This is a genomic window from Streptomyces sp. URMC 127, from assembly GCF_051386535.1.
In the GTDB taxonomy this organism is placed as follows: Bacteria; Actinomycetota; Actinomycetes; order Streptomycetales; family Streptomycetaceae; genus Streptomyces.
The window spans coordinates 1-2,276 of sequence record NZ_JBPQTW010000408.1 but is presented as its reverse complement, the minus strand read 5'-3'; the positions used below and the strand labels follow the sequence as shown (position 1 = coordinate 2,276).

2 protein-coding genes are annotated in these 2,276 nt (G+C 75.4%); one reads left to right on the top strand and one right to left on the bottom strand.

Features of this window, described 5'->3' with window-relative positions; genetic code table 11:
• On the bottom strand, positions 1–1,235 hold a 1,235-nt coding region (locus tag ACSNOH_RS34520; RefSeq protein ID WP_436725397.1), incomplete at its 3' end, for a glycosyltransferase family 4 protein.
• A 202-nt stretch (positions 1,236–1,437) separates the two neighbouring features.
• On the opposite strand from ACSNOH_RS34520, the gene ACSNOH_RS34515 reads away from it, so the two are divergent.
• On the top strand, positions 1,438–2,276 hold an 839-nt coding region (locus ACSNOH_RS34515), incomplete at its 3' end, for a hypothetical protein (RefSeq protein ID WP_436725398.1).

Here is a 2,276-nt window from a genome sequence, read left to right as displayed (position 1 = left end):
GACGCCGTCGCCGAGGGCCTCCTGAAGCTGATCAACGACGAGGAGCTGCGCCGCAAGGCCGCCGAAGCCGCCGGGGCCTCGGGCAGGAGCTCCGGGCGGACCTCGCGCACGATCTGCTCGAACCGTTCGGCGATCTGCGCGGGGGCGTAGCGGCGGGCGGAGGCGCGGGCGGCGCGGCCCATGGAGCGGCGCAGCTCCTCGTCGTTGATCAGCTTCAGGAGGCCCTCGGCGACGGCGTCGGGGTCCCCGGGGCGGACGAGCAGGCCGTCCACGCCGTCCTCGATGATCTCGCGCGGCCCCTGGGGGCAGTCGGTGGCGACGACCGGCACGCCGCAGTGCATCGCCTCGACGATGGTCATGCCGAAGGACTCGAAGTCGGAGGTCACGGCGGCGATGGAGCCCTTGGCCCACTCGGTCTCGATGGGCGAGTGCGGGCCCATGAGCGCGATGTTCTCGTTCAGGCCCAGCGTATCGATGCGCTCGCGCAGGGCGGTCCTCTCCGGGCCGCGGCCGTAGATGCGCAGACGCCAGTCGGGGCGCTCGGCGACGACCTTGGCGAAGGCCTCGACCAGCAGGTCGTAGCGCTTGACGGGGATGAGGCGGCCGGCGGCCACGACGAGCTTGGCGGTGCCCTCGGAGGGCTCCACGCCGGCGGCGGAGACGCCGTTGGGCAGGGCCGCGATGTGCGTGCCCGCCTCCGGCAGCATCGCGCGGTGGGTGGCGGCGTCGGCCTCGGAGACGGTGGTGTGGGCGTCCAGGAGCGGGATCGCGGCGTCCTGGGCGGCGCGGACCTCCGGGTGGTGGCCGCCGTAGATCAGGTGTTCCTGGCCGATGCGCAGGTACGTGCGCTCGGTGGCGAGGCGGGTGAGGTGGACGAGGAGGCCGGGGCGGGTGGCGACGACGACGTCGGCGTCCGTGGCCTCCAGGTACTGGGCGACGCGGAGGTCGGCGAGGCGGGTGAAGGCCTTCACGTCGCGCTCGCGGGCCGGCAGGAGCGCGCTGGGCTGGTGCTGCAGCTCGTTGTCCGCGTCCGAGCCCGGGGCGTCCTTGCGGATGTCGATCAGCGACGTGAGGCGGACGCGGCGGCTCACGGGGAGCTTCGGGGTGTCCGCGCTGCGGTAGACGGAGACGAGCTCGACGTCGTGGCGGGCGGCGAGGGCGCTCGCCAGGTTGCCGGTCGCGCGGATGGTGCCGCCGATGCCGTAGGCGTTGTGGATCAGGAACGCGATCTTCATGGGGCTGCGGGCGGGCCTCCCTCCGGTGCCGGGGCGTCCGTTTGTTCGGGCGAGCGAACTGTAGGGGCAGGCGTTCCGTCCCTGTCAAGCGGTCCTGCCGAGCGGTCCTGCCAAGCGGTTCGTCGAACGGAAGTCCAGAGGGTAACCGTGTGGCCGGGCGTGGCGCGGGCCCGGACCCCGCGGGCGCTGGGAGGCTGGCCCTGTGAAGGCGATGGTGGCGGTCTCCGCGGTCGTGGCCCTCGGGCTGACGGCCGGATGCGGCGGCAGTGGCGGTGGCGACGGCGAGAACGGCGGCAGCGGTGGCGGCGGGAGCCGCGGCGGCTCCCGCGGCGAGGCCAAGGGCACGCGCACCGCCGTGCGGATACTGAGCCCCGCGCAGCTGCGGCACGTCGAGCTCGGGGCCCGCGAGGTCCCCGGCTTCCAGATCGAACGCGCCGGCAGCGGCGCGGCGGGCGGCGGCCGCCCCCGTACGGACGCCGCCGCCTGCCGGCCGCTCGTCGACGCCCTCGGCTCCGAGCCGCGGCCCGCGCCCGCCGCGTCCGTCGTCAACACCTTCGCCAAGGCCGGAGAGGACCTCGGCTTCCAGGGCCTCATGGGCATGATCCGCGTCTCCGCCTACCGCGGCGACGGCGCGGCCGCGACGCTGCGCGGGCTGCGGTCCGCGGCGGGGCGCTGCGCGGACGGCTTCGGCATGCTCACGGGCGAGGGCGAGCCGCAGGAGTTCCGGGCCGTGCGGACGCTCGCCGCGCCGCGGCTGGGGGACGACGCCGTCGCCTACCGCCTGGAGAACGCGGCGGAGCGGGCGCCGAGCCTGATCACGGTCGTGCGGTCCGGGGCGACGCTCGCGATGTTCTTCGCGACGAGCCTCGCGGACCCCGAGGAGGTCGAGATCCCGCCGGCCCTGGTGACCGCGCAGGTCCGGAAGATCGAAAGAGCGGAACGAGCGGCCCCGACGGCGCCGCCGGGCGGGCGCAGTAGGCGTGGAAGTCCTCGGGGGAGACCGCGGGGCGGCCGGGGTCGCCGCCGACTTCCGTGGCGGAC